Raw genomic sequence first — 25558 nt, forward strand, 5'->3', positions numbered from 1 at the left:
ATACCGTCCACCAGCGCCAGAGAGCATCGTGCCGATAGACCAGAGGCCGACCATGCACTAACAAACTAACTGGACCACTCGGTGGGGGCAGACCAGCTGCCCGCGCTCTGGGACTTCGTGACCTTCATGAAGATCCAGGAGACGTCCTATCTCGATATCCCCTTCAGCTGGGTCTATTCGGTGGCGGTCATCTTCTCGATCGCGACGATCCTGCGATATCTCTGGATTTTCTGGGGAGCCGCTCGCGGTACGAATACCGGCCTCGGTGCTGACGACGACCTCGTACGCAAGGATTTCAAGGAATGAGTTGGGAATTCGGCGTGGCGGTCGGAATGATCGTCATCTCCGCACTGATCGGGCTGCCTATCGGTCATGCGATGTTGGCCTCCTCGGTGTTCTACCTGCTTTTGCAGGGTCAGGACATGTCCATCGCCTTCGAGCAGATGCTGACCGGCCTCTACGGCTCCTATGTGCTTCTGGCGATCCCGCTCTTCATCTTCGCGGCCGATCTGATGAATGTGGGCTCCCTGTCGGACAAGCTCTTGGATTTCTGCCGCGCACTTGTCGGACGCTTCCGCGGCGGGCTCGGGCATGTGAACGTTGTCTCCTCGCTGATCTTTTCGGGCATGTCCGGCTCGGCCATCGCGGATGCGGTCGGCATGGGTCGGATCATCATCAACTTGATGACGAAGGACGGCAAATATCCCGGCGCCTATGCCGGCGCGATCACTGCCGCCTCTGCGATCATCGGGCCGATCATCCCGCCGTCGATTCCGATGGTCCTATACGCGCTCGTTTCGGACACCTCGATCGGATACCTGTTTCTCGGTGGAGTGGCCCCGGGGGTGATCCTCGGGATTCTCCTGATGGCGATGAATGCCTGGCAGGCTCGCATCCACGGCTACCCGGTGGAAGAGCCGGTGCCGCTGCGAGAATTACCCGGAATCACGCTACGCGCAGTCCCTGCCCTTCTGATGCCCGTCATCCTGCTGGTCGGCATTTATGGCGGTGTCACGACACCGACGGAAGCGGCGGCCCTGGCCGCGTTATACGCCTTTCTTGTCTCGATGCTGTTCTACCGGTCGGTCAGCTTGCGAATGGCCTACGAGACGGTTCGTAGCTCGGCCAAATCAACAGCTGCCGTCGGTTTCCTGATCGCAGGGGCCCTCGCCTTCAACTACGTGGTAACGATCGAGCAGGTGCCAAACGTGATCCGCGATGTCCTCGGCGATACCGAACTGACGCGCATCACATTCCTGCTGCTCGTCAACGTGATCCTGCTTCTGCTTGGCTGCCTTCTCGAGGCGAACGCGATCCTTCTCGTGATCGTCCCGATTTTCTTGCCCACCGCCGTGGCGCTCGGAGTAGACCCGGTGCATTTCGGCGTCCTTGTGGTGGTCAATACGATGATCGGCCTCGCGACACCGCCCTACGGGCTTCTGCTGTTCGTGGTAACATCGATCACCCGCTCGCCCATCCGGGACACGATCCGTCACCTCTTGCCGTTCCTCGCGATCATGATCGTTGGACTGGGCATGATCACCTTCTTGCCGGATGTCGTGCTCTGGCTGCCGCGTCTCTACGGATACGGTGGATGAAATCTCGGAGACCCGAATGGACGCTATCTTGATTATTAACGGCCCTAACCTCGACATGCTCGGCATTCGTCAGCCGGAGGTTTACGGATACGACACCCTCGCCGATGTCGAGGCGCTCTGTCAGCGCACGGCCGAGGAAGAAAATGTCTCGATCGATTTCCGCCAGAGCGATAGCGAGGCAGAGATTATGGGCTGGATTAAGAAAGGACGCGCCACGACATCCGGCTTGATCCTGAATCCGGCCGGGTTCACCTCAACGTCAATCGCGATCCTCGACGCATTGCTGATCTACGACCGACCCATCATCGAGGTGCATATCTCGCCCCTCTTCCGGCGCGACGAGTTCCGGCATCTGAGCTATCCCTCCAAGGCAGCCTCCGCCAAGATCGAGGGGTTCGGAATCCGTGGCTACGAGTTCGCATTACGCAAGCTGGCTGAATGGGCGCGCGGTTGAGCGGAATGATTTGGAGCTTCAAGAGCGGCCCACGAGTGAAGTTGGTCGCGAGGCAATGACACCCGTGGCAGGCGTTCGGGAATAATCGCCGTGCTATGCTTTTTGCAATGTGGTTCACTACCTGACAATTTAAATGTCTCAATCGTGAGACAGGAAGTTCCCATGACCCAGAGAGAATATGGCCGCCGCGAGCGCAGATGATCGAAGACATGCGCGTCCGAGAGATGGACTAAAAGGAGCAGAAGTCCCGCATCCGGGCCGTAGAGAATTTCGCTCAATTCCTTGATCATTCGCCAGACACATAAGACGCCGGGAAATCTCCAGGGGTAGATCTGGAGCTTTTCGGGCGTGCTGTTATAGATTCACGCTTAGCGCCAGTGTCCGGTCTTATCTGCGGCCTTCGCGCTATCGTCGCGCACGTGCCCTTGACCGCATTCCTCTGGATCAATCTTGGCCTCAAGCCAAGGACAAATTCAGCCACTTGCCAGCTGGCGAAGAGTACGTCACATAATTTGTCACACTGCGGAGTCGGACAGGAGTCGCTCTCCAAAAGTGCATCAAACTCAGTGACTTGAGGCGTGCACTCCGGCCTCTACCGCCGGAGCCAAAACTTCCCTAAGCCACTGAAACCGCACATTCTCGGAACTTAGCTCCGATGGTGGAAAGCGGTTTGAGCGGAAATGTTGCACAGGCGTTGCACACGGGGTCGCACCCCGTGGGAGAACCCGTGCTGCTCCGAGGTGATCCGTCTCGCATGGAGAGACGCACAATATGCCCAGCCCATACCTTTACTTTCACCGAGGACGGTTCTACTTCCCGCGCCGCCTACCGAGGTTTTCACATCTCGATCGCCAATTTTTTTGTCCCTAGGGACGACAGACGAAAATTTTGCGCATCCCGGCCGGGAGCCCGGCAAGTTCAATGCCATGCTCGGCACTATCAGCGCCGTTCTCGAGCATGCCCGCACAAATGGGGGAAGCCCGGTCGACCCGAATGATCTGCCACATCTGCGGCCATGGCAGTGATCGTTCCACCCTTCCCCTAAGACATGCTGAACGGGCTTTCCCGCGTGTCTTCCGAACCTATCGAGGCGCCTTCCGGGCTCCGGAGCGACGAGCGATCCGCGCTTCAAGCTGGATGAGCGCATCGTAGACGGCGACCGCGAACAGCCCGACGATCAGTCCGCCCTGAAGCACATAGGCGGTATTGCTGGTCAGAAGCCCGGCGATGATCACCTCGCCCAGCGTGCGAGCCGCCACTGTGGAGCCTATTGTCGCCGTGCCCAGAGAGATCACGACCGACAGGCGGATGCCCGTCAGGATCACCGGCAGAGCCAGGGGCAGTTCCACTTGGATGAGCCGCTGCCAACGGTTGAGACCGATACCCCTCGCCGCCTCCATCGTTGCCGGCGGCAGGTTCGAGAGCCCGGTCACGGAGTTCTCGAAGATCGGCAGCAGACCATAGAGAAACAACGCTACCAGCGTCGGCCCGTTTCCGAAGCCGAGCGCGGGCACGGCGAGGGCGAGGACAGCGACGGGCGGAAAGGTTTGGCCCATGTTCGTGATCGTGCGCGACAACGGCCGGAAGGCCGCGCCCGCCTCGCGCGTGACCAGGATCGCCAGCGTGACCGACACGAACGTCGCCGCCGTCGTGGCCGCCGCGACGAGGCCGAGGTGGCTCAGGGACAGTGACAGCAGTGAACTCCTTGCATAGATCACCGGTGCGCCTTCGGGGGCCAGCGGCGCAAAGACTGGCGTGAACCATTCCGGCTTCAGGACCAGCGCCAGCAGAAGCAGGATCACGGCCGGGCGCAGTATCGCGCCGGCCTTCATGCGCGCAGCCCCGCACGGGCGCGGATGGTCTCCAGCGTCACGCGTCCGATCAAGGCGCCCTCTCGCTCCACCGGCACTGCCGTTCGTCCGGTCCAAAGGCAGGCTGACAGGGCGTCGCGCAGGCTGCCATCGGCCGGAAGTGCCGCGCCCGGTGCGCCGCCGTCCTCGACAACCTCCGCCAGCGGCACCAGCGATAGCAGCCGCAACGGACGCTCCATGTCCCCGACCATGTCGGCGACGAAGGGGGTCGCCGGGTTTGCAATGATGTCGGCGGGCGTGCCGTGCTGCACCAGTTGCCCGCCGTCCATCACAGCGACCCGGTCGCCCAGTCGAATGGCCTCTTCCATGTCGTGCGACACCAGCACGATCGTGGAGCCCAGCGCCCGTTGAATCCGACGCAGATCATCCTGCGCTCGGGCCCGGATGATCGGGTCCAGCGCGCCGAATGGTTCATCCATCAGGAGGAGATCCGGCCGCGACGCCAAGGCGCGCGCCACGCCGACGCGCTGCTGCTGCCCGCCGGACAGTTCTGCGGGAAAGCGGTCCCGGAATTCGGCGGGCTCCATCGAGAACAGCGTCAGCAATTCGTCGACGCGCGCGCGGATCTTGTCTTTTGGCCAGTTCAGAAGCGTTGGAACCGCGCCGATGTTGCGCGCCACGTTGTGATGGGGGAACAGGCCGTGTCCCTGGATGGCATAGCCAATGCGCCGACGCAGCAGATGCGGCTTGATCTCGAGCGTCGACTCCCCGTTGATCCGGACCTCACCCGACGTCGGCTCCTCGAGCCGGTTGATCATCCGCAGCAGCGTGGTCTTGCCGGAACCCGACGTGCCCACAATGACGGTGATCGTGCCGCTCTCGACAGTCATGGTGACAGCATCCACTGCCGGCACGCCGTTGTAGATCTTGGTGATGCGATCGATCTCTATCATGCGGCCCTCGCGGCTTGCGGGCGGGTCAATTCCACCAGGATGTCCATTACGATGGCGGATATGAGCGCCAGCGCCACCGACGGCAAAGCCCCCAGAAGGATCAGATCGGTGGCGGTCTGGTTCAGTCCCTGGAAGACGAATGTGCCAAAGCCGCCTCCGCCGATCAGGCCGGCGATCACGGCCAGCCCGATGTTCTGCACCAGCACGATACGCAGGCCGGTCAACAGGATCGGCAGGCCCATCGGAAGCTCGACCCGCAAGAGGCGCTGGCCAGACGTCATGCCCATTCCGCGCGCGGCCTCGATTGACGCCGGCGGGGCGGCGGCAAGGCCGGCGACGGTATTGGCGACGACCGGGAGAAGCGAATAGAGCACCAGCGCGAGGAAAGCAGGTGCGAAGCCGATCCCGGCGATGCCGAAAGCCTGCGCGCCAGGGACGCTGTCGCCGATCCAGCCGAGGATGGGGATCATAAGGCCAAACATCGCCAGAGATGGGATTGTCTGAAGAAAGCTGAGGACCGGCAGGATCGCGCCGCGCAGCCTCCGGTTGCGATGGCACAGGATACCGACCGGGAAGCCGATGAGCGCCGCCGTTGCAAGGGAGCCGAAGGCAAGCGCCAGATGGCGCAGCGCCGCGTCGGCGAAGGCCGCCTTCCGGCTGGCATATTCCTGAAGGACCGAAAGCGGCGCCAGCGCTCCCGACCAGAGGATTACGGCCAGCGCTGCCAGCACCGCCGCCAGCAAAGTGCCGCGTGCCAACGGCCCCGGCGCGAGTTGCACAAGCGCGTCGGTCATAGACAGCATGAAGATCGTCAGCAGACACCACACACCCAATGCGGGGGAGACCCGAGCGTAATCTCCCGCCCCGTCGAGAAGCCCCGACGCGCCTTGCACCAGCAGCCAAAGCAATCCGCCAAGACCCAAGACCGCTCCGAGCAGTCGCAGGCGAGGCCGGGCTGCCGGCAAGCCCAGCCCGAGTCCCAGCACAAGCGCCACAAGGCCAGGTATCGTGAGCGCGGCGGGAGCGACAGACCACGCCATGACGCCCTCAGCCGCAACGATACGGTTGGCGGCGAGCGTCATGAACGGAACGAGCAGGGCCGCCAAACCGAGGACAGCGAAGAGCACCCCGGGGTGCGAGACGCCGTGCCGCGCCCCCGCCATCGCCACTGCCACGCCTCTCAGTCGAGCACTCCGACCTGGGTAAGATAATCGCGCGCAACGGCCTCGGCCGGTTCGCCGCCGACTTGGATCCGGCCATTGAGCTGCTGTAGCGTCGACATGTCCAGTTCGGCGAAGATCGGGTTCAGCACGTCCCGAATGGCAGGATACTCCTCCAGCACCTCGCCGCGGACGATCGGTGCCGGCTCGTAGACCGGTTGCACGCCCATGTCGTCTTCCATCACGACCAGTCCGGTTGCGCCGACCCCGCCATCCGTGCCGTATACCATCGCCGCGTTGACGCCGGAGGTGCCGCGTGCAGCGGCTTGGATCGTTGCGGCAGTGTCGCCTCCCGAAAGTATGACCGTCTGGTCCTCGGAAAGCTCGAAGCCGTACGTCTCCTGCATGGCGGGAAGAACGGCAGGGGAAGATACGAATTCCGTCGATGCGGCCAGTTTGACGTCTTCGCCCTCCGAAACCCATTCGCCGAAGTCGGACATGGTCATCAGGTCGTTCTCTTCCGCCACGGGGCCGGTGACGGCGATAGCCCAAGTGTTGTTCGCCGGGGCGCTGTCGAGCCAAACGATATCGTTTTCCTCGGCGTCCAGCTCCGCCGCGCGGTCATGAGCGGCCTGCGGATCTTTCCAGACATCGCTGTCGGCTTCGTTGAAGAAAAATGCGGCGTTGCCCGTGTACTCGGGATAGATGTCGATCTGTCCTGCAAGGATCGCTTCGCGCACGACCTGCGTGCCGCCGAGTTGCAGTCGCTGCTCCACGGGCAGGCCCGCATCCTCGAGCGCGAGTGCGATGACGTTGCCCAATAGGCCGCCCTCGGTGTCGATCTTGGAAGACACGACGATGTCTGCCTGTGCTGCGGTCGCGTATGCGCCGAACACGCCGGCGGCGAGAATGAGGTGCTTTTTCATCCAGAGTCTACTTTCTGCCGTTAGAGATTCCACGCCCTGCGGCGTCCACTTCCAAGGCAAGGTAGAAGAATGTCTCTGCCAGCCAAGCTCATCCGCACCTATCGTGGTCGACAGAATTCCAGACGACTGATCTGTCCCGAAAAGTTATGCGGATCGGGCTTTCTTGCAGCCGGGTGAGGTTTGGCCCCCTCCTCTGGTCATTGTTTCGAGGAAGCGGGCAGACCGGCAAGTTTTTTGCAGGCTGGATGAAAGATGGACCTCAGCCCTTCATGCGTCCGTTCACCGTTCCCTTCACCGCACAAGCAGGATCGGCACCTTGCACGTGCGGATCATCTCCATGCTCGTCGAGCCGACGAACAGCGATCTGAGCCGGGAGTGGCCGGAGGCGCCCATCACAAGATGATCGAAGTCTGCCTCTTCGATGAGTTTGCCGAGAGCGTCTTCCGGCTGGCCGGGCAGGATTCCGATCTCCGCGTCGAGCCCCGCAGCCGACAGCATCGCTTTCGCATCCTCGAGGCGTTTCTTCGCGGCGTCGGTCGCGGAACCGATCGTGACGATCTTGATCTTGAGACCGGTATAGAGCGGAGAGCGGGCAACATAGTCCACCGCGCGCATGGCGCTCGCGCTGCCATCGTACGCGATGAGCACCTTGCCGATCGGACGGAACGCCCGCGAGGCGATGAAAAGGGGCTTCGACACCGCGCGGACGACGCGTTCGAGGTTCGAGCCGAGGTGCCCCTTGGCAAAATCCGCCGCCTCGCCACGCTTGCCGATCAGAAGCATCTCCGCATCGCCTTCCTTCTCGGAGATCGCCTCCATCAGGTCGCCGTGACGCAGGTGTTCGCTGGTCTTCACGTCCGCCGCATCGACGAGCGCCTTGGCATCCTCGAGAATGGCGCGCCCGCGCACGATGGACAGCTTGGCGCGCTGCTCGTCGAGAGCGGACAGCTCTTCCAGGAGGGAGCTGCGCGCGCCGAGTGAAATCGCTCCCGAGCGATCCGATCCCGCGCCGCTCTCGCGTCGGCCGAGGACGTGCATCAGCTCGACGGCATAGGCCCCGCGCCCTGCGATCCAGGCCGCGTGGTCGCAGACGCTTTTCGAGTAGGCGGAGCCATCCACCAGAGCGATGATCTTGTGGGTCATGTCGTCTCCTCCCTCAATGCGCCATCAGCTTGTCCATCGCGCCGGGCTCGTCATGGACGGCCAGTCGGTCAACGATGGTCTTCGATGCTTCGTTCATGCCGACGATCTCGACCTCGCAGCCGTCCCTGCGGAACTTGAGCACGGCCATGTCGAGCGCGGCAATCGAAGAGATGTCCCAGATATGCGCGCGGCTGACGTCGATCACCACGCGGTCAGCCGCCTCCTTGAAGTCGAAAGCGTCCATGAAGTCTTCGACCGAGGCGAAGAAGAGCTGTCCTTCGACATGGTAGGTACGCACGCGTCCGTCGTCCGAGAGGGACGAGGTGACCCGGAAGAGCTGCGCGATCTTGCCCGCGAAGAACAGGCCTGAGAGCAGCACGCCCACGAGCACGCCGATGGCGAGGTTGTGGGTATAGACCACCACAGCCACCGTCGCGATCATCACGATGGACGAGGACCGCGGATGCGTCTTCAACTGCTTGATCGAGGACCACGAGAACGTGCCGATCGAAACCATGATCATGATCGCCACGAGGGCGGCCATCGGGATCTGTGCCACGAGATCGCCCACCACGACCACCATGAAGAGCAGGAAGACGCCCGCCGAGAAGCAGGACAGCCGCCCGCGCCCCCCCGATTTGACGTTGATGATCGACTGGCCGATCATCGCACAGCCCGCCATGCCGCCGATGAACCCGGTGGCGGTGTTGGCAAGCCCCTGCCCGATGCATTCCTGGTTCCGGTCCGACTTGGTGTCGGTCAGGTCATCGACGATGTTCTCCGTCATGAGACTTTCGAGCAGGCCCACGACGGCCACTGCGGCGGCATAGGGAAAGATGATCGTCAGCGTCTCGAGATTGAGCGGGATGTCCGGGATCAGGAAGACCGGCAGCGTATCCGGCAGCGCGCCCATGTCGCCGACGGTCCGTACGTCCCAGCCCATGATCATCACCAGAGCGCTCAGAACGATGATCGTCACCAGTGGCGACGGCACGGCGCGGGTCAGGTAGGGAAAGAGGTAGATGATCGCGAGACCGGCCGCGACGAGCGGATAGGTCAGCAACGGCACACCGACCAGTTCGGGGATCTGCGCCATGAAGATCAGGATAGCGAGTGCGTTCACGAAGCCGGTCATCACCGAGCGCGACACGAAGCGCATCAGGTGCCCTAGCCGCGCGAAACCGGCTGCGATCTGCAGGAGGCCGGCCAGCACCGTCGTTGCAAGCAGGTATTGGAGGCCATGATCGGCGACCAGAGTCACCATGAGAACGGCAGTGGCGGCCGTCGCGGCCGAGATCATGCCAGGCCGGCCACCGGCGATGGCGGTGACGACGGCAATGGAGAATGAGGCGTAGAGCCCCACTTTGGGGTCGACGCCGGCGATGATCGAGAAGGCGATCGCTTCGGGGATAAGGGCGAGCGCGACGACGATGCCTGCGATGAGATCGCCGCGCACGTTACCGAGCCATTGGCGCCGGTATGCGTTGAGAGTCATGGTTGAGATGTCCCGTTCCGGTCCGGCCCGGCGGCGACGCCGCGCCGGTCATCTATTCAAATAGTCTTGGTTGACCCGGCGGATCGGCGGCCGGGAGAGCCACCCGGGGAATTTCACCCCAGGTCCAGATGATTGCCGTGCGCTTAGACCGCCAGGACGAGACACGCAAGGCTGGGACGAGATCAATAGACGAGACGACCGCCAGAAAAAGCAGAATGTCTCGAGGACGCACATAATTGATGCGGCGGTTGCTCACGCAATGCGCGTTCGGCGACCGATATGCCAGAGGCCGAATTTCGAGCCGCTCCTCTAAACCGGGCCAGGAACAAGCTACGATCTGACCTCTGTTGGTCTTCCGAACGCTTTCGCATCAAGGCGCCTGGGTCGCATCGGCTTCGCTTATCACAAGACGCCGCACAGATTGCCGCGCATGGGATACGTGACACCTCGCTTCGCTCGCAAGATCGTGGCCGCGGCACGCGCCGGGCATGGACGAACGCGGCCTGATCGCATGACTTCGGGGCAGGCATACATCCGAAGGTTGAACCGGAGCAGCGAGCCAGCAAAGCTGGCACGGTAGAGGAGGACCCCCATGAAACACATGCTTCTATCGCTTGCCTCGGTGACAGCACTCGCGTCTCCCGCCGGCGCCGAAAATCCGATCGACCGGATTCGCCCAGACGCCCCGGCGCTTTCCGCCTACGGCACGCATCCGGTCGGCGTTGTCACACGGAGTTTTACCGATGTTGGCCGCGCTGCCGTGATCACGGCGCAGGATGTGGAAGGCGAGCTGCCGCGCTCGGACAGGACCCTGACCACGGAGATCTGGTATCCGGCTGCCGGAGGCACCACGCCAGGCACGACCTACGAAACCGTGCTCCGCGACGGTGAGACGCCGGTGAGCCTGTCGGGCCGGGCGTCTCGAGACGCCGCTCCGGCCTCGGGATCGTTTCCGCTGGTGCTCATCTCACACGGATATCCCGGCAACCGCTTCCTGATGAGCCACCTCGGCGAGAACCTTGCCTCGAAGGGCTACGTGGCGGTTTCCACGGACCACCCGGACAGCACGTATCAAGACATGGCGCTCTTCGCCTCCACCCTGGTCAACCGGCCATTGGATCAGGCTTTCCTCTTCGACGCTCTGTCCGAGATGGAAGGCGAAATCGGAGCCATCATCGACGCAGAGAATGCAGGGCTCGTCGGCTACTCTATGGGAGGATACGGCGCGTTGATCTTCGGCGGCGCCGGCCTTTCGGACACGGCGGTGACGCGAGAGGAGCCGGCCGCCTATGTTGCGCCGCGCGACCTGCTGGACCAGCACGCAGCCGGCAGCGACAGTCACGCTGGCCTGATCGATCCGCGCGTCAAAGCGGTGATCGCCATCGGTCCCTGGGGACGCAACCGCGACTTCTGGGATGCCGAAGGCTTGGCGGGTTTCGAAAAGCCGTTGCTGCTGGTCGCAGGCGATCAGGACGACGTATCGGGCTACGAGCATATCCGCGAAATATTCGAGGAGACCACCGGAACCGACCGATATCTGCTCAGTTTCGCAGGGGCGAACCACAATGCAGCCGCCCCGATGCCCGCGCCGGACAATTCATGGGAGGTGTCTGAGGCGCTCGGCGGACCTCCGTTCAATCACTACGCCGATGCCGTGTGGGACACGACGCGCATGAACAACGTGCTGCAACACTTCTCAACGGCATGGTTCGATCAGCACCTCAAGGGCGAAGAAAATGCCGGGCGCTTTTTCGATCTTGTCGAAACCGCCGAAGACGGCGTCTGGTCGATGACCGATGCCGGCGAGCCGAGCGAAGAACATACCTACTGGACCGGCTTCCCGGAGCGTACGGCGAAGGGCTTGCGACTGGAGTTTCGTTCAGCCGAGTGACGGAGCGTGTAGACATGTCCGAAAATGAAGAACGGGCGATCTCGACGCATCGCCCGTTTTGCCTTTCGGTATCGGGGTCGAGTGCCATTGCTAAAAGCCACTCACCCCCTTCGCGCCAACCTATCCCGCCAGTCGCCGCTCATCAGTGAGATCCGCGGCGATGATCGGGAAGTCGAGGTGGAACGTGGCGCCCTGGCCGGGGACGCTCTCGTAGGAGAGTTCACCGTTCATCTGGCGCGCCAGCTTGCGGGCAATGTGCATTCCGAGGCCGGAGCCTTGCGTCGCCCCCTGCCCGTCATCGGCGACCTGCTGGAAGCGGCCGAAGACGATATCCTGCATTCCCTGCGGGATCCCGCGCCCGGAATCGGTAATCGACAGGCGCAGTCCCTCGTCGCGCACCAGCGTCAGCACTCCGCTGACGACGCCGTCGCGTTCCGAAAACTTGATCGCGTTGGCCAACACGTTGTCGATGATCTGACGGATCGCGAAAGCATCGCCGCGAACGAGGCCGGGTATCTCCTCCGCGGACTTGACGACCCGGATCCCGCGTTCTTCGGCGAACATGCGGTTTTCCTCGATGCTCTCTTCCAAGAGGCGGGCCATATCCAGCTCCTCGCTGTTCAGGGACACCGCGCCGAGTTCGATTTTCTGGGCGAGGAGGATGTTGTCGACGAGCCGCGAGAGACGAATCCCGTTGCGATGCGCGATCGACAGCGCGGAATTTATCTGCGGGTTGAGATCCCCCAACCGGCCGCTGAGAGCCAGGGCAAGACCGCCTTTCAAGGAGGTAAGCGGCGTACGCAACTCGTGGCTGACGACGGAGATGAAGTCGTCCTTCGCGCGGTTCGCCTTGTCGGCCTCCACCAGCGCGTCCTGCAAGGCGCGGTTGGTCGCAACCCGCTCCGTGACGTCGACATAGGTCACGCTCCACCCCAGTTTCGCGCCACCCGGATTGAGCGGATTCTCCACGCTCTGAACCCGGGGCTCGTAGATCCGCGTGCCGATCTCGATATGTCCGTCCGCGTCCGCTTGCCCCAGATCGCCAAAGCCCGTCGTCAGATCGTGCAGCGGCGAGCCATTCGTGGTGCAGAGCCCGTTCTTCTTCGCCGCTGTGTTGCACAGGACAATCTGCCGGTTCGAGTCGAAAAGAACGACCGGCTCGCTCATCGTGTCGAACAGGAGCGACCGTCCGATCGACGCCATGTCCATCTTGCGGTCGGTCACGATCATGCCGGTAAAGCTGAGGATCCCGATCATGAACATGAACGCGGTCGGATCCATCCCGAAGACGGTGAGATCGAAGACGATATACCCGACATTCGCAATGAGCGGTGTGAGCGTGATGACGCTCAGCATGGCGAGCAGCGGCAGAACGGTCCGGCGCGCACGCCGCAAGGCTCGCACGATGCAAAACAGCGTCGCCATGACGAAAAGGTAGACGCTGCCAATAACGAGGTAGAAGGCCGGTCCGTGCACGAACCGGACCCTGCCGGTTTCGGCCTGCATGCCGGATGCGTCGGTGTAGATGAGGCCGTGCCACGGGTTCGTCATCGCCAGGAGAAGCCCAAGGGAGGGCGCGACGACAAGAACGAGATCCGTCTTGCGCGACCGGGTCCAGTCTGTCGCCTCGACATAGGCGAAGACGAAGAAGCACCAGGCAATCGGGACCAGCACATTGCCGAACCAGGCCAGCATCGCCCATTGCATCTGGCACTCTGCGGAGGTGGACGCGCCTTCGAGCCCGACGCAGAGAAGCGTACAGATCACGCCGAGATAGGTAATCGCGAGAAAGCGCTTGCCGGGAAATTCCTGGAAGCGCGTGGTAAGGATCATGACAAGTGCCGCAATAGCACTCGCTGCCGCGCTCCCGATGAAAATCGGGTCCGCCAGAACTCCCTGAACACAGTTCATGTCGTAGCCTGAGTAACCTGTCCGGCTCAAAGATAACTGCAAGATGTGGCGAAATCTGGCCATTTATGTCGTCGAAGCCGACAAAAGCGAAACATGTGGTCGCAGGGAAACGCTTGGGATTGGGGCGCATAGATTCGGCAACCTCCCACCGCTGGCCGGTGGCGGTCGGGACGCTTTGGCCTTCAGCAGAAAAGGCAACGAGCGCTTCGAGAGGCCCCATCACGGCTCTGGGATTGCTGTTTCACTGACGAGACGCATGCCGAGATGCGCTGGTGGCGATCCGACGGCGCATCCCCCGCGAGCGGGGTCGCGGATAAGGTAGGACATCGCGGCAACATGTTCGCCCGCGACGTAAAAGGCCGGGCAGCGTGCCGGATCTGCGTTGTCCGATGCGCTGGGAAAGCACTCCCCTGTCCACTCCCAAACGCTTCCGTCAAGATCGGCGATGCCTTCGGGGGAGAGCGAGAAGCTGCCCCGTGGCTTCAGCGCACGAGGCGTCGAACCTTCAGTCAGATAGGTAGACGCCCAGGTGAGGGAAGGATCGGTGAAGATCGGGTCAGCTTCCTCCGGCAGCACGGATGCCGCCATCTCGGTCCACTCGCCTAAGGTGGGCAGCCGGAAAGTCATGCCGGTTACCCCATTGATCCAGTCAAGGTATTCGCCGACATCGACGTAGCTCAAGCTCGTCGCAGGCGTCAGCCGTGCGTCTTGGTCCGACCGGACCCGCAGGCGCAGGGTGCAGGCACCTTCCTCGTGGCAGGTGTTCCATTCGGCTACGCTGACCTCGTACTTCTGGACGTAGATCTTTGCTCCGGTAGACAGCGTGACCGGGGTTGCTGCCATCTCCGGCAGTTGCGCCGGGTCGTATTCGGCACCGCGCCGGGTCAGCGCGATGCCGAGAACAACCGCCGCGATGAGCAACAGCGAAACCAGTAGAAGGGTCACCTTCAGGCCAGGCTTCACGGTCAACGCGGCGGTCATGGTTCCGCTCCTATCCTCAGCTTTCAAAGGGTCGTGGTTCCGCGACCTGTTCCATCAGGGTGTTGTCCCACTCGCCCTCGACGACGAAGTGTGCGGTCGCTCCCAGCATCGCGCCGATGATCAGGTTATGGTTCACGTAGGCGTAGACGCCGGGCTGCTCGAACGTATACATCGCCGCCGCCGCGCTGCCGCCGCGGACGAACCATGTCTCCATCCCTGTCAGTGGCGTGTCGCTGAACGAGCTTTCCCAGACATAGTCTCCGTGCCCGCCGATCAGGTGCGGACGGCTGTCCACGTTGCATGAATTGTGGACCATCAGGACGGTCTCGCCGACCTTGGCCTTGAGGGCGTTCGCGCCCGTGAGGGCACCGACTGCGCCGTTGAACACCTGGTGCGTCGGCACGAGGCCGCGCATCGCTTCGAGACTGTCGGCGTAGTCGTCGCCAGCGGCGTCGTAGCTTTTGAAGTCGCCGTTCTCATCGATCGGAAGGTAGTAGTCCTGCTCGCCGATATAGGCGATGCTGTCGTAGCGCAGCGGGTTGCCCTGCGCGTCCTTCAGCCCGTCGCGCGGCAGCACCATGACCGCACCATTCATGCCGTGGGTCACGTGGTACGGGATCATCGCGCCGCCGGGTGCACAATGATAGGTGAAGCATCCGGGCTTCGTCGCCTTCCAGCGCAGCACGCATTCCTCGCCCGGATAGACATGGGTCAGGCCACCGCCGCCCAGCGCACCTGTTGAGGCGTGGAAGTCGATATTGTGCTCCATCATCGAGTCCGCGGGGTTGCGGAGGGTCAGCTCGACCATGTCGCCCTCGTGGCAAATGATCAGCGGGCCGGGCACGGAGCCATTGTACGTCAAGGCCCAGACGCTGGCCCCGGTGTCTTCGTCCACGACCATCAGCCGTTCTTCGGTCACCAGGGTGACCTCGATGATCTTTGGGGCGCCCGTCGCGACCTGTTCGTGGACCGGGGCGAAGGGCGGGGCGACGAGCTCTTGCTTGACGCGGACATAGCTTGACAGGTCGGCGGGTTTCGCGGTGCTGCCCGCATTCTGCTCGGCGGCAGCCTTGTGCAGGTTGCGCGACACCGCGTCGGCCTTCAGCGGCAAACGGGGTTGGCGGGCGAAGGCTGCGCTCACTCCGGTCATGGCGGCAGCGCCGGCCAGGACCGTTCCCCGCAACACGTTGCGGCGGCTCGTTTGCGTCAGGCCGGGATTGTTGATCTGTGTCATGTCTTTCTCCTGGGGCACGAGTGCGGCGGAGAACCCGCCCGGCCCCGTGCGTTACATGTTGCTGAGTTGATCTTCGAAACGGGCCTTGGCCTTCGCCGGCACACGGCCTTCGAGGAAGCCTTCCGGCGCATCGACGTCGCCGACGGCGATGGTCATCACCATGCCCATGGCGTAGTGCGGCTTGCAGGCCACGGCATAGACGCCTTCGGTGTCGAGGGTGATCTCCAGTTCCTCGTTGATCTTGCCCTGGAAGCCCGCTGCGCTCTCGGGGATCATGCCCTCGACGGTCTCCGCGTTGTGCCCCTTGTCGGTCGCGATGAACTTGATGGTGTCGCCTGCCGCGGCTTGGACGAAGGCTGGCTCGAAGACCATGCGTTCGCCATCGCTGCCCTTGTTGAGCATCTTGACTTCAAATGTTTCGGCGAAGGCGGCGCCCCCCATCAGGGCCGCGAATGCCAGGCCGGTTGCCAGTGTGCGGATCATCGGTCTCTTCCTTTCAGATCGCTGTTTGGGTTGACTGAAAGATACCGTGTCCGTGTCAGGTGCTTTTTGCTCTGGCGCAAACTTCTGCCCGATGACGTGAGAACTTCGTATTGGTTGAGTGAACCGGAATGTGACAAAACCCTCGCCATGGACGCTTTCCCTTCGCGCAAGACCCTGCCGCGGCTCGACGAGAGCCTGCTGTCGCACCTGCCGCCCTTCTCGCGCCTCGAGAAACGACAGATCCGAACGATTCTGGATCAGGCGTCATCGCGCCGCTACGACGCGGGCATCGCAATCTTTGAAGAGGGGCACCCGGCTGATCGCTTTTACATGCTATTGGACGGGTATGTTCGCGTCGTGCGCATCACACCCACTGGCGAACAGGTCACGGCACTGCACATCCCGCCGGGCCAATTGATGGGCATCGCCCGCGCTATTGGACGCGATACATATCCCGCGACGGCGATGACCGCGTCGGAATCGCTTGCGCTCAGCTGGCCGATGCACCTGTGGGATAGCTTTGTCGCGGAATTCGACGGCTTTGCCACCGAAAGCTACAAGACACTCGGCCAGCGGCTCGGCGAAGTGCAGAACAAAATCGTGGAAATGGCCACCCAGCAAGTCGAACAGCGTGTCGCCAACGCGCTTCTGCGCCTGGTCAACCAGACGGGCCGCAGGGTCGAAAACGGAATCGAGATCGATTTTCCGATCACGCGACAGGACCTGTCGGAGCTGACCGCGACCACCCTGCATACGGTCAGCCGCCTGCTCAGTGGATGGGAAAGGCAAGGGCTGGTGGAAAGCCGCCGCAAGCGCATCGTTGTGCGCGATCCCCACGCGATGGTGGTTCTCAGCCAAAAGTAAGCACAGCTAGCCCAGCTCTGCCGCCTGCCTGAGTTCCGCCAGGAAGTCTTCCTCGTTCAGGTGGTACTCAGCACAGGCGTCGGTCACTGTGTGAAGCGGGCTGATGAGGCATCCGACACACAGCATCTTGTGACGCACAAAAACGGGGATGGTCTGCGGCCACGCTCTCATCAGGTCGGCCAGAGGCAGATCGGGGTCGTCCAGACGGAGGCGGGCCATGAGATGTCTCCTTTCCGCTTCCAGCCTAACCGACCAATCGCGGCGAACTTTGCGCTGGCACAAACTTCGGCCTCGGACGTGCCGCTACGACAGGGCATCCCGCTTTCAAGGAGGCCCGAACATGGCTGAAATTCTCACGAAATCCCGGGCGCGAAACATCTTCTACGGGGGCTCGATCTTCTTCGTCGTGGTCTTCGTCGGGATGACCGTCCACTCGCACCGCTACGTGGTGCAAACCTCGACCGCAGGAATGCCCCTCAGCGAAGAGGTGCGACACGGCAAGCATGTGTGGGAGGAACATTCCTGCATCAACTGCCACAGCCTGCACGGCGAAGGTGCTTATTTCGCCCCGGAACTTGGCAACGTCACGACCCGCTGGGGGGTGCAGGACAGTCCCGACGACGCGTTCTGGATGCTCAAGGGCTGGATCGAAAGCCAGCCGAGCGGACTCGAAGGACGTCGCCAGATGCCCCGCTACGAACTGACCGATGAAGACATTCGTGCCCTGTCGGAATTCCTTCGCTGGGCAGATCAGACAGACACCCAGGGCTGGCCGCCCAACGACGCTGGATAAGGAGGCGAAGCAGATGAAATACCAATCTCAGAAAGTGGCGTACTGGTATATCCTGGCCGCGCTGGCCCTTTTCGGCATCCAGGTGGCCGGGGGGCTGCTTGCGGGCTGGGTCTATGTCTCGCCCAATTTCCTGTCCGAATTGCTGCCCTTCAACGTGATCCGGATGATCCATACGAACGCGCTGATCGTCTGGCTGCTGCTGGGCTTTTTCGCGGCAGCCTACTTCCTCGTGCCCGAAGAAGCCGAGCGCGAGATCTGGTCTCCGAAACTGGCCTATCTTCAGCTTGTCATCCTGCTCGTGGGCACGCTCGGCGCGGTTGGATCCTACCTCGTCGGCATCCATGGCGGCCGCGAGTTTCTCGAACAGCCCCTCTGGGTCAAGTTCGGCATTCTCGTTGCTGCGCTCATCTTCCTGCTCAACGTCTCGATGACCGTTCTGTCGGGAAAGAGAACGGCGATCACCAACGTGTTGCTCATGGGCCTGTGGCTTCTGTCCTTGCTCTGGGTCTTCGCCTTCATCAACCCCGACAATCTCAGCCTCGACAAGATGTACTGGTGGTTCGTCGTGCACCTCTGGGTCGAAGCGACCTGGGAACTGGTGATGGCCGCGATCCTGGCCTTCCTACTCTTGAAGCTGACCGGCGTCGACCGCGAAGTCGTCGAGAAATGGCTCTACGTCATCGTCGCCACCGCGCTCTTCTCGGGCATTCTCGGCACCGGGCACCACTTCTACTGGATCGGTCTGCCGGGATACTGGCAGTGGGTCGGCTCGATATTCTCGACCTTCGAGGTGATACCGTTCTTCCTGATGATGTCCTTCGCCTTCGTCATGGTGTGGAAAGGCCGCAAGACCCACCCAAACAAGGCCGCCCTGCTCTGGTCGCTGGGGTCCTCCACGGTTGCGTTCTTCGGCGCTGGCGTCTGGGGCTTTTTGCACACGCTGCACGGGGTGAACTTCTACAGCCATGGCACACAGATCACCGCGGCCCACGGGCACCTTGCCTTCTACGGCGCATACGTGGCCCTGAACCTTGCGGTCTTCAGCTACGCCATGCCGATGCTGCGCCAACGCGAGCCCTATAACCAGGTGCTTAACATGGCGAGCTTCTGGCTGATGACCGGGGGCATGGCCTTCATGACCTTCGTGCTGACCTTCGCCGGCACCATCCAGACGCATATGCAGCGCGTGGTGGGCGACTATTACATGGACGTGCAGGACAGCCTCTCGGTCTTCTACCTGATGCGCTTCGGCGCCGGGGCCGCCGTGGTGATCGGGGCACTCCTATTCATCTACTCGATGCTGGTCGTGCGCCGCAAAGAGGTCATCACCCCCGGCCCTGCAAACCCTGTTCCGGGAGAGTGAGCCATGAACATGGAAAGCAAGTCCACACTGCCGTTCTATCAGCCCACTGGCCGCGAATGCGACCTCTTTGAGACGGCCCATGACAACGGTTTGCCCCTTCTTCTGAAGGGGCCGACCGGCTGCGGCAAAACCCGTTTCGTCGAACATATGGCGGCCCGGCTGGGCAAGCCGCTTTATACCGTGGCCTGCCATGACGACCTGTCGGCCGCGGACCTGATCGGGCGCTACCTGCTCAAGGGCGGCGAGACGGTCTGGGTTGACGGCCCCCTGACCCGCGCCGTGCGCGAGGGCGGGATCTGCTATCTCGACGAGGTGGTCGAGGCGCGCAAGGACGTCACCGTGGTCCTGCACCCTCTGACGGACACGCGCCGCACCCTGATGATCGACCGCACCGGCGAAGAACTTGTGGCGCCTGCGGGCTTCATGCTCGTGGCTTCCTACAATCCGGGCTACCAGAACGTGCTCAAGCGGCTGAAACCCTCTACCCGGCAACGGTTCCTCTCGATCTCCTTCGACTTTCCGGATGCGGAAACCGAGATCGCCGTGGTCGCCGCCGAAAGCCGGCTGGAGCCGGGACGCGTCGCGCCGCTGGTGCGGCTCGCGGGGCATATCCGGCGACTGTCGGGCATGGACCTGGAGGAAGGCGTCTCGACCCGCCTGCTGATCTATGCCGCGACCCTGATGGCGGGGGGCATGGGCGTCATTCAGGCGCTCGAGGCCGCCGTCATCGAACCTCTCAGCGACGAGCCGGACGTGCAGCAGGCGCTGCGCGACCTCGTCGAGACGATCTACGGGTAAGCGCGATGCACTTTCTCGATCTCATGGAACCCGAAGAGACCGTCGGCAACCTCTGGCACGACATGGCCAGCCGGATCGGGGCCGAGGTCAGCTACCCGCAGGCCAGCGTTACGCTCGCCCCGCTCCGACCCAGCCTTGCCATGCTCTTCCGCTCGCTGGGCGGGGCGCCGGGGGTGGAACTCTCCGAAGCTGCCGCGACGCTGGTGCGCCACCGCCGGCCCCTGCGGCGCAGGCTCGGGGCCGAGCGGGACCACGAATGGGTCGCGCGTTTCGACGGGGAACGCCTGGCCCTGCCGCCCGTCATCGCCGCCTTTCCGGAACCCGCGCTGAATCGTGCTGCCTATTTCTGGCTGACGGCGCTGGCGGCCTGCTCCGACATCGCCGCGTTCGACTTCGCCGTGGACGGACCCGCGCTCGACTGCGCCCAGATCCGCGCCAACATGGCGGCAGCGGACGCAGCCTATGCCGCCTGTCCCGGGCTGCGACAACGCTATGCAAAGATGGCTCTACACTGCGCCGAGACACGTCCAAAGGTCATCCGGCCTGCCGAGGAGGCGTCCATGGAAGCCGCCATTCTCGACCAGCTTTGCGGGGCGAAACCCACGCTTGCGCCTGCCCAAGCCCCACGCGGCTACATTCCCGCAGCACCGGTGCCAATTTGGCTGCGCTTTGCCGACCCCGGTTGCGGCGCACCGGCGGGCCAGGAGCAGGCTGATCCTGCCGCGCCTCCGCCCAATACCGCACAGACCAGCCGCAAGTCGGGTGAACGCAAGGATCAGGATCAGCAGAACCGCAAGGACAGCTTCATCATCCACCGGTTCGAGTCGATCCTGTCCTGGGTCGAGTCGATGAACATCAACCGCAGCGTCGATGATGACGACGACGAGAACGCCCAGAAGGCCGCCGACGACCAGGACCGGATCACCCTGTCGAAACAGGATCGCAAGGCCGCGACCCGCCTGCGCCTGCATCTCGACCTGTCGCCCGCCGACGCCGATCACGAGGCGCTGTCCGGGAAATATACCTATCCCGAGTGGAACCACCGCAGCCGAAGCTACATGACCGGCCATTGCCGCGTGCTGGACGCGCCCGCGCGCCCCGGCGGTACGGCATTCGTGCCTGACGCCCGCCGCCTGCGCGAGGTCCGCCGCCAGTTCGAGGCGCTACGCCCGCGCCGGATCCTGCAACCGCGGCAGATCGACGGCTCCGAGCTTGACCTCGACGCCCTGCTGACGGCCCGCGCGGACGTGGCCGCCACCGGGCGCGGCTCGGATCGCATCTGGCAATCGGCCCGCCAGACCGAGCGCGACCTGTCGGTGGCGTTCCTGATCGACACATCCCGCTCTACCGAGGCAGCCATCGGCGACACTTCGGTCATAGAGGTGGCGCGGGAGGCAATGGCGGCGCTGGCCGGGGGCATCGATGCGGCAGGCGACCGTCTTGGCATCTGGGGTTTCTCCTCGCTGCGAAGGGACCGTGTGTTCCTGACGCGCTGCAAGGATTTCGACGCCCCCATGTCGCCCGAGATCACCGCCAATATCGGAGCGCTAAGCCCCGGCCACTATACGCGCCTCGGCGCCGCGATCCGCCATGTCAGCGCAGGTTTGTCGGAGCAGCCGAGTGCCCGAAAACTCCTGCTCGTACTGACCGACGGCAAACCCAACGACCTTGACCATTACGAGGGCCAGCACGGTATCGAGGACAGCCACATGGCCGTGCGCGAAGCTCGAAGTGCAGGACAAAGCTTGCACGGCATCATCATCGACGAGGACGGGCAGGGTTGGTTCGCACGCATCTTCGGACGCGGCGGCTTCACCCTTCTGCCCGATCCCGAACGCCTGACCCGGGCCTTGCCCGACATCTACCGGACCCTGACACAGGAGACCTGACATGCGCAGACTTATCCTTCCCTTCGCCGCGCTCTTCGCCTCGCCCGCCCTTGCCGAGAGCTTCGACCGGCCCATCCCGCAAGCCCAGTCAGCCACCGCGGAATTCTGGTACGCGATGGCTTGCATTGCGCTCGTCGTGTCCATGATCGCCGTGCAAAAACTGGTGTCGCGAAGATGACCCGGCAGGGGTGGTCCACCCGGCGCATCGCGCTGGCGCTCTATCCGTTCGGGGCCGGGGCAGCAGCGGTGAACGTCTTTTTCGCCTCGCTGATCTTCAGCTGGGTCGGCGGGCCGGTCGCATCCACGGCCGCGTCGCTGGCCCTGGGCTGCGTGATCGGCGCACCGGCAACGTGGTATTTCGCCCGCCATATCCGCCACCTCATGAACTTGGCCGACAGACAGGAGCCGATATGAAGATCGACATGCAAACGGGCCAGCCCACCATCGACGCCGCCGATCTCGCAGGGCTTCTGGAACTGACACCCGCCCAGGTCCGCGACCGAATGCGTGACGGCCGTATCAAGACCCGGCTGGAGACGGGCGAGGGCGACGACGCCGGTAAGATCCGGCTCACCTTCTTTCACGATGACATGCGCGTGCGCCTGACCTGCTCCGAGGACGGCACAGTGCTCAAGACCACGCGCACCAGAACAGGATCACGATGATGGCCGATACATCAGCGGAACACATGCCGGTTTGGCATGGACCGGCGCTCTTCAGCTTCGGCTTCAGGCCCTTCTTCCTTTTCGGCGCGCTCTGGGTCGCTCTCGCGATGGCTTTGTGGTTGCCTGCCTTGCCCGGCGCGCTTGCTCTGCCGACGCGATTCGACCCGGTGTCCTGGCACGCGCATGAATTCCTCTTCGGATATCTCGGCGCGGTTCTGGCAGGGTTTCTGCTGACAGCGGTGCCCAACTGGACCGGTCGCTTGCCGATAGCAGGATGGCGCTTGGCGGCGCTCTTCGCTCTGTGGGTCGCGGGCCGTGTCGCGGTGCTGGTTTCGAGCCATCTTCCCGAAGCGGTCGCCCCTGCCCTCGATCTGGCCTTTCCGCTCTTTCTCGGCGGCCTGATCCTGCGCGAGATCGTGGCGGGCCGGAACTGGCGCAATCTGATTGTCCTCGGCCTCCTTGCCGTCTTCGTGCTGGCCAATGGCATTTTCCATATCGAGGCCCTTACGGGGACTTACGCCGCGCAAGGGCTTGGGCTGCGTCTCGGCCTCGCGACCGGCATCATGATGATCGCGGTGATCGGCGGACGGATCATCCCGTCCTTCACCCGAAACTGGCTGGCGAAGGAAAACGATCCTGTGCGTCCCGTGCCGCCGATGCAGCGTTTCGACAGGGCCATTCTGTTGGCGAGCATCGCCCTCCTGATGCTCTGGGTCGCGGGGCCTCGCGACATGCAATCCGCAGCGGCGCTGATTGCATTCGGCGGCCTTCATCTTGCCCGACAGGCTCGCTGGACACCCCTACACACGTGGCGCGAGCCCCTCCTCTGGGTTTTGCACGCAGCCTACCTGTTCATTCCATTGGGTGCTCTTGCGATCGGGCTTGAGCAAATCTTCGGCACTCGCGGCACCGCCGGGGCGCAGCACCTCTGGATGGCCGGGGCCATCGGCGCGATGACGCTCGCCGTGATGACCCGCGCCACCCTTGGCCATACGGGTCAGTCACTCACCGCGAACCGGGCGACCGTAGCGATCTACTTCTGTATCTTCTGCTCGGTCCTGAGCCGCTACCTCGGCAGTGTTCATTCGGGCCTGACGCATCTTTCAGGGGCGCTCTGGCTGGCCGCATTCGCAGGCTTCGCACTTGTCTACGGCCCTGCTCTTCTGCGTCCAAGACCGGAGAAATAAGGATGGGATGGGCAGGCTTCGCCGCCGTATTCGCGGTCTTTTTCCTGACGCACTCGATCCCCGTGCGACCGCCGGTCAAGGCGCGCCTTGTCGACAGGATCGGTGAACGCGGCTTCGGCGCTGGTTATTCGGTCCTTTCGGTCGGGATGCTCGCGATCCTGGTCTGGGCTGCGGGAGAGGCTCCTCATGTGCAGCTCTGGCCGCAGTTGAGCTGGCACCGCCACGCGGCGCATCTGGGGATGCTGGCGGTATGCGTGATACTCGCGCTGAGCATCGCACGGCCAAACCCGTTTTCCTTTGGCGGGGCGCGAAACGACAGGTTCGATCCCGCGCGCTCCGGCATCGTGGGCTGGACACGGCACCCCGTTCTTCTGGCGCTTGCGATCTGGGCGGGTGTCCACCTGCTGCCCAACGGCGATCTTTCGTTTGTGATCCTGTTCGGCGTGCTGGGCAGTTTCGCGATTGTCGGCCGGGCCATGATCGACCGGCGCAAGCGAGCCGTGATGGGCGCGTCGAACTGGGAGACCCTCGATACGACACGCAAGGCCGGCGCACGTTTCCACGCGCCTCGGTCGTGGTTGTTACTGATCCTGCGGCTGATGCTTGGTATCGCCGTGTTCGCCGCGCTCCTCCTGGCCCATCCTCATGTGATCGGCGTGCCGGCGGTGTGATGTCTCTGGAAGCGGACGGTCGCGCTGCCGGAGGGTGGGGATCAGTGCGTCTCATCGAACGGAAGGGTCGTCGCTCGCCGCGAGGCGCCTTCACGCAAATCGAGAGGTTGCCAGGTGCCCGCCAAAAAGGCGGGCACCAAGTCTTTATTCAGGATCGGTGTCGATCAGCCAGCGCATTCGCGCAGGGCCTCGGCATCCGGGCCATTGGGCGTACGGCCGAGGTTGTACGGCGCCGACGCGTCACGCCATTTGGCGTAGTCGTCCAGATACTCGATCATGCTGAGATAAACCTTCGCCGAGTTCGGGTTTTCGCACGCGGTCTCGACGATCACCTCGTTGGCCATCTGCTGAACCTGCTCGAGCGTCTCGTCGTCGTAGCGGTTGATCTCGACCTCTTCCTCAAACTTGGCATAGGCCTCGGTCGCGCGCTTTTCCGTGAAGGCCAGCGACCACAGCAGCGTGGCTTCAGCCGCGATCTCCAGCTTGTTCTGCGTCTCTTCGGACAGCGCGTCCCAGGATTGCTGGTTGATCATCACACCGAAGACCGAAGCCGACTGGTGCCAGCCGGGCGTCGCCCAGTAATCAGTGACCTGCTGGAAGCCGGCCGAGAAATCGACGTTAGGCGTCGAGAATTCCGCCCCGTCGATGACTCCGCGCTCAAGTGACTGGTAGATCTCGCCACCGGCCATCGAGACCTGGTTGCCGCCCAGACGTTCAAGCAGGCGCCCCTGCTCGAGACCGGACAGGCGCAGACGCTTGCCCTGAAGATCCTCGAGGGTGCGGATGGGCTCGTCCGTGGTGCGGAAGCCGGATTCGTTGTTGGTTACGCCATAGGGCAGATAGACCATGCCAAACTGGCCGTAGATCTCGTCGTAAAGCTCCGCCCCGCCCCATTGCTGGATCCAGTTGACGTAGTCGACCGCGTTGAACAGAGCCGGCGTCGTCGCGAGCGGCGAGAACGCGGAGTCGCGGCCCGCCCAATATCCCGGCCAGTCGCCACCGGCTTGCACGGTCCCGGACTCGACAGCGCCGAAGACTTCGCCCGCGGGGACCAGCGAGCCGCCCTCGAAGAACTCGATCTGGAGCTCGTCGCCGGTCAGTGCATTGGCGAGTTCGACGAAGTGGCGATCCGTCTCGATCAGTTCGAGCGAAGACGGCCAGGTCGTGGTCATCGTCCAGCTTTCCTGGGACAGGGCCGGCGCGGCCGTCACGGCCACGAGCGCCGTGCCCAATGCGAGTGCCTTAGTCGTCATCTTCAGTCTCCTCCTAGAAGAACGGTTTTTGGTTG

Annotated in this window: 26 protein-coding genes and 1 other annotated feature; of the genes, 14 read left to right on the top strand and 12 right to left on the bottom strand. The window is 63.1% G+C overall.

Going from position 1 to position 25558, the window contains the following annotated elements:
* The first annotated feature begins 81 nt into the window (after positions 1-81).
* From BM171_RS16510 to BM171_RS16520, 3 genes are read left to right on the top strand one after another with little or no spacing between them, the layout of a single operon-like run.
* On the top strand, positions 82-306 hold the full coding sequence (locus BM171_RS16510) for a hypothetical protein (RefSeq protein WP_093015041.1): 225 nt from the start codon (positions 82-84) through the stop codon (positions 304-306).
* Entirely contained in the window at positions 303-1598 is a 1296-nt protein-coding gene (locus BM171_RS16515; protein WP_093015044.1) for a TRAP transporter large permease, read from the top strand. Before BM171_RS16510 ends, BM171_RS16515 begins: the two co-directional genes overlap by 4 nt.
* Before the next feature lie 16 nt (positions 1599-1614).
* Entirely contained in the window at positions 1615-2052 is a 438-nt protein-coding gene (locus BM171_RS16520; protein ID WP_093015047.1) for a type II 3-dehydroquinate dehydratase, read from the top strand.
* Between the two features lie 1082 nt (positions 2053-3134).
* Here BM171_RS16520 and BM171_RS16525 read toward each other — a convergent pair.
* The 6 genes from BM171_RS16525 to BM171_RS16550 all read right to left on the bottom strand — a co-directional run bounded on the left by BM171_RS16525 (position 3135) and on the right by BM171_RS16550 (position 9540).
* Positions 3135-3884, bottom strand: a complete 750-nt coding sequence (locus BM171_RS16525) for an ABC transporter permease (RefSeq protein WP_093015049.1) — start codon at positions 3882-3884, stop codon at positions 3135-3137.
* The gene (locus BM171_RS16530) at positions 3881-4816 is read right to left on the bottom strand and encodes an ABC transporter ATP-binding protein (RefSeq protein ID WP_093015052.1); all 936 of its coding nucleotides are present in this window, start codon (positions 4814-4816) and stop codon (positions 3881-3883) included. The genes BM171_RS16525 and BM171_RS16530 overlap by 4 nt, the downstream gene beginning before the upstream one ends.
* Positions 4813-5991, bottom strand: a complete 1179-nt coding sequence (locus tag BM171_RS16535) for an ABC transporter permease (protein ID WP_245760309.1) — start codon at positions 5989-5991, stop codon at positions 4813-4815. The genes BM171_RS16530 and BM171_RS16535 overlap by 4 nt, the downstream gene beginning before the upstream one ends.
* Before the next feature lie 5 nt (positions 5992-5996).
* Entirely contained in the window at positions 5997-6902 is a 906-nt protein-coding gene (gene osmF / locus BM171_RS16540; RefSeq protein WP_093015058.1) for a glycine betaine ABC transporter substrate-binding protein OsmF, read from the bottom strand.
* A 291-nt stretch (positions 6903-7193) separates the two neighbouring features.
* Positions 7194-8045, bottom strand: a complete 852-nt coding sequence (locus BM171_RS16545; RefSeq protein ID WP_093015061.1) for a universal stress protein — start codon at positions 8043-8045, stop codon at positions 7194-7196.
* A gap of 13 nt (positions 8046-8058) precedes the next feature.
* Complete coding sequence (locus BM171_RS16550) at positions 8059-9540, bottom strand: SulP family inorganic anion transporter (protein ID WP_093015063.1); 1482 nt, start codon at positions 9538-9540, stop codon at positions 8059-8061.
* A gap of 69 nt (positions 9541-9609) precedes the next feature.
* Positions 9610-9669 (bottom strand) — a sequence feature (sul1 is cis-regulatory element that is thought to sense ions involved in sulfur or methionine metabolism; They are found in Alphaproteobacteria).
* Positions 9670-10132: 463 nt separating this feature from the next.
* Here BM171_RS16550 and BM171_RS16555 point away from each other — a divergent pair.
* Positions 10133-11431 (top strand): alpha/beta hydrolase family protein, encoded by a 1299-nt coding sequence (locus BM171_RS16555; RefSeq protein ID WP_139218729.1) that lies wholly within the window; start codon positions 10133-10135, stop codon positions 11429-11431.
* A 120-nt stretch (positions 11432-11551) separates the two neighbouring features.
* Here BM171_RS16555 and BM171_RS16560 read toward each other — a convergent pair whose 3' ends face one another.
* The 4 genes from BM171_RS16560 to BM171_RS16575 form a co-directional block, all read right to left on the bottom strand.
* Positions 11552-13342 carry a histidine kinase N-terminal 7TM domain-containing protein gene (locus tag BM171_RS16560; protein WP_093015064.1) on the bottom strand — a complete coding sequence of 597 codons (1791 nt, stop codon included), beginning with the start codon at positions 13340-13342 and terminating at the stop codon, positions 11552-11554.
* Positions 13343-13561: 219 nt separating this feature from the next.
* Complete coding sequence (locus BM171_RS16565) at positions 13562-14323, bottom strand: formylglycine-generating enzyme family protein (protein ID WP_093015066.1); 762 nt, start codon at positions 14321-14323, stop codon at positions 13562-13564.
* 16 nt (positions 14324-14339) lie between these two features.
* Positions 14340-15557 (bottom strand): copper-containing nitrite reductase, encoded by a 1218-nt coding sequence (nirK, locus tag BM171_RS16570; RefSeq protein WP_093015068.1) that lies wholly within the window; start codon positions 15555-15557, stop codon positions 14340-14342.
* 51 nt (positions 15558-15608) lie between these two features.
* The gene (locus BM171_RS16575; RefSeq protein WP_093015070.1) at positions 15609-16040 is read right to left on the bottom strand and encodes a pseudoazurin; all 432 of its coding nucleotides are present in this window, start codon (positions 16038-16040) and stop codon (positions 15609-15611) included.
* A 174-nt stretch (positions 16041-16214) separates the two neighbouring features.
* On the opposite strand from BM171_RS16575, the gene BM171_RS16580 reads away from it, so the two are divergent.
* Positions 16215-16904, top strand: coding sequence for a Crp/Fnr family transcriptional regulator (locus tag BM171_RS16580; RefSeq protein WP_093015208.1), 690 nt, complete (start codon positions 16215-16217; stop codon positions 16902-16904).
* A 6-nt stretch (positions 16905-16910) separates the two neighbouring features.
* Here the strand turns inward: BM171_RS16580 and BM171_RS16585 are convergent, their stop codons facing one another.
* Positions 16911-17123: a DUF1858 domain-containing protein gene (locus BM171_RS16585; protein ID WP_093015072.1), complete on the bottom strand. Its 213-nt coding sequence runs from the start codon at positions 17121-17123 to the stop codon at positions 16911-16913.
* A 121-nt stretch (positions 17124-17244) separates the two neighbouring features.
* Between BM171_RS16585 and BM171_RS16590 the strand changes: the two genes are divergently transcribed.
* The 9 genes from BM171_RS16590 to BM171_RS16625 are packed head-to-tail and all read left to right on the top strand — an operon-like array spanning position 17245 to position 24270.
* Positions 17245-17697, top strand: coding sequence for a c-type cytochrome (locus tag BM171_RS16590; RefSeq protein WP_093015074.1), 453 nt, complete (start codon positions 17245-17247; stop codon positions 17695-17697).
* Positions 17698-17710: 13 nt separating this feature from the next.
* A complete protein-coding gene (locus tag BM171_RS16595) occupies positions 17711-19060 on the top strand; it encodes a cbb3-type cytochrome c oxidase subunit I (protein ID WP_093015076.1) in 1350 nt (449 codons plus the stop codon).
* Between the two features lie 3 nt (positions 19061-19063).
* The gene (locus tag BM171_RS16600) at positions 19064-19858 is read left to right on the top strand and encodes a CbbQ/NirQ/NorQ/GpvN family protein (RefSeq protein ID WP_093015078.1); all 795 of its coding nucleotides are present in this window, start codon (positions 19064-19066) and stop codon (positions 19856-19858) included.
* 5 nt (positions 19859-19863) lie between these two features.
* Entirely contained in the window at positions 19864-21747 is a 1884-nt protein-coding gene (locus BM171_RS16605; protein WP_093015080.1) for a nitric oxide reductase activation protein NorD, read from the top strand.
* 1 nt (position 21748) lies between these two features.
* Positions 21749-21925 (top strand): hypothetical protein, encoded by a 177-nt coding sequence (locus tag BM171_RS19025; RefSeq protein ID WP_172974917.1) that lies wholly within the window; start codon positions 21749-21751, stop codon positions 21923-21925.
* The gene (locus tag BM171_RS16610; RefSeq protein ID WP_093015082.1) at positions 21922-22161 is read left to right on the top strand and encodes an NnrT protein; all 240 of its coding nucleotides are present in this window, start codon (positions 21922-21924) and stop codon (positions 22159-22161) included. The genes BM171_RS19025 and BM171_RS16610 overlap by 4 nt, the downstream gene beginning before the upstream one ends.
* Entirely contained in the window at positions 22158-22412 is a 255-nt protein-coding gene (locus BM171_RS16615) for a DUF6522 family protein (RefSeq protein ID WP_093015084.1), read from the top strand. Before BM171_RS16610 ends, BM171_RS16615 begins: the two co-directional genes overlap by 4 nt.
* Positions 22412-23599 (top strand): NnrS family protein, encoded by a 1188-nt coding sequence (locus tag BM171_RS16620; protein WP_093015086.1) that lies wholly within the window; start codon positions 22412-22414, stop codon positions 23597-23599. The genes BM171_RS16615 and BM171_RS16620 overlap by 1 nt, the downstream gene beginning before the upstream one ends.
* Positions 23600-23601: 2 nt before the next feature.
* On the top strand, positions 23602-24270 hold the full coding sequence (locus BM171_RS16625) for an NnrU family protein (RefSeq protein WP_093015088.1): 669 nt from the start codon (positions 23602-23604) through the stop codon (positions 24268-24270).
* A gap of 164 nt (positions 24271-24434) precedes the next feature.
* On the opposite strand, the gene dctP is transcribed toward BM171_RS16625, so the two are convergent.
* Complete coding sequence (gene dctP, locus BM171_RS16630) at positions 24435-25523, bottom strand: TRAP transporter substrate-binding protein DctP (RefSeq protein WP_093015090.1); 1089 nt, start codon at positions 25521-25523, stop codon at positions 24435-24437.
* Positions 25524-25558: the final 35 nt, after the last annotated feature.

It is taken from the genome of Roseivivax halotolerans, from assembly GCF_900115815.1.
GTDB lineage: Bacteria > Pseudomonadota > Alphaproteobacteria > Rhodobacterales > Rhodobacteraceae > Roseivivax > Roseivivax halotolerans.